Source organism: Mesorhizobium sp. M7A.F.Ca.CA.004.12.1.1, from assembly GCF_003997835.1.
Classification (GTDB): Bacteria; Pseudomonadota; Alphaproteobacteria; order Rhizobiales; family Rhizobiaceae; genus Mesorhizobium.
On record NZ_RZRK01000993.1, the window covers coordinates 1 to 1,956 of the forward strand.

Annotated in this window: 3 protein-coding genes; all 3 read right to left on the bottom strand. The window is 61.2% G+C overall.

The window, feature by feature from the left end:
• Nucleotides 1–925: ABC transporter substrate-binding protein (locus tag EN984_RS32705; protein WP_164765835.1), on the bottom strand; the 925-nt coding region annotated here is incomplete at its 3' end.
• A 79-nt stretch (nucleotides 926–1,004) separates the two neighbouring features.
• Entirely contained in the window at nucleotides 1,005–1,286 is a 282-nt protein-coding gene (locus EN984_RS32710; RefSeq protein ID WP_127269597.1) for a DUF2160 domain-containing protein, read from the bottom strand.
• A 67-nt stretch (nucleotides 1,287–1,353) separates the two neighbouring features.
• Nucleotides 1,354–1,956 (bottom strand): carbohydrate ABC transporter permease (locus EN984_RS32715; RefSeq protein ID WP_164765836.1); only part of this gene is annotated, 603 nt, incomplete at its 5' end.

The following is a 1,956-nucleotide window of genomic DNA, read 5'->3' on the forward strand; positions in this document are numbered from 1 at the left end:
TCGAATACACGGAAGCCGGGCCATTGGTGTCGCCGCCGCGCGCGACGCACGAGCCGACAGGCTGCGACTTCTCGTTGACCTTGATGCCCCATTCGTCGACCGGAAGACCGTTCGGCAGGCCCTTGTCGCCATTGCCGGCCATGGACAGCCAGGCATCGGTGAACCGCCAGCCGAGCGACGGGTCCTTCTTGCCGTAGTCCATGTGGCCATAGACCTTCTTGCCGTCGATCTCGCGGCCGGTGAAGAACTCGGCGATGTCCTCATAGGCCGACCAGTTGACCGGAACGCCGAGGTCGTAGCCGTACTTGGCCTTGAAATCGGCCTTGTTCTTCTCGTCGTTGAACCAGTCGTAGCGGAACCAGTAGAGATTCGCGAACTGCTGGTCGGGCAGCTGGTAGAGGTCGCCGTCCGGAGCGGTCGTGAACTTGGTGCCGATGAAGTCGGCGAGGTCGAGGTTGGGGTTGGTGACGTCCTTGCCCTCATTCGCCATCCACTTGGTCAGGCTGCGCGCCTGCTGGTAGCGCCAGTGCGTGCCGATCAGGTCGGAGTCGTTGACGTAGGCGTCATAGATATTCTCGCCCGACTGCATCTGCGTCTGCAGCTTTTCGACGACATCGCCTTCGCCGATCAGGTCGTGGGTGATCTTGATGCCGGTGATCGCGGTGAAAGCGGGCGCCAGAACCTTGGACTCATAGCTATGCGTATCGATGGTCTCGGAGACCACCTTGATGTCCATGCCGGCGAAAGGCTTCGCCGCATCGATGAACCATTGCAGCTCGGCTTCCTGGCCGGCGCGATCGAGCGTCGACAAGTCCTTGATTTCGGTATCGAGGAAGGTCTTGGCTTCGTCCATTCCGGCATAGGCCTGGCCTGCTCCCCAGAGCAGGACAAGCGCAGTCGTTGATGTTAAAAATTGCCTTCGCATTTCGTTTCCTCCACTTTTCAAGTTTCAAGTGCGATCTGGAGCGGTCGTCGGCACGCGGTCGCTCCAACAGTTTCCCCCTCTATACGTAGCGGAACACGCCGACGGCGTAGACTACGGAGAGAGCGAGAGCCCACCACAGGTTGGGTCCGACAAGACCCAGCCAAGCGAGATGGATAAAGGCGCTGCCGAGCAGCGAAACGAAGAGGCGGTCGCCGCGCGTCGTCTCGAAGCGCAGGACGCCGACCCGGGGATTGCCGCCGGGCGAGGCGTATTCCCAGACCGCCATGCCACAGAGCAGCACCAGGATCGTGATGAAAAAGATCGCCGTTGGCAGCGTCCATGCCATCCAGGTGAGGTTCATGGTCATACCCTCCCCAGGGCGAAGCCCTTGGCGATGGTGTTGCGGATGAACTCGTGCGTTTGTTTCATCACACCCTCCCTAGGGCAAAGCCCTTGGCGATGTAGTTGCGGACGAACCAGATCACGAGCGCGCCTGGAAGGATGGTGAGCACGCCGGCGGCGGCGAGCACGCCCCAGTCGAGCCCGGAGGCCGAGACCGTGCGCGTCATGATCGCCGCGATCGGCTTGGCGGCGGTCGTGGTCAAGGTGCGCGCGATCAGCAGCTCGACCCATGAGAACATGAAGCAGAAGAAGCAGGCCACGCCGACGCCGCTGGCGATCAGCGGCATGAAGATTTTTAGGAAGAAGCGCGGGAAGGAGTAGCCATCGATATAGGCGGTCTCATCGATCTCCTTCGGCACGCCGGACATGAAACCCTCGAGGATCCACACCGCCAGCGGCACGTTGAACAGGCAGTGTGCCAGCGCCACCGCGATATGCGTGTCGATCAGCCCGAAGGCCGAATAGAGCTGGAAGAATGGCAGCGCGAACACCGCCGGCGGCGCCATGCGGTTGGTCAATAGCCAGAAGAAGAGGTGCTTGTCGCCGAGGAACCGGTAGCGCGAGAAAGCGTAGGCAGCCGGCAGCGCCACCGAAACCGAGATCACCATGTTCATGACGACATAGATGAT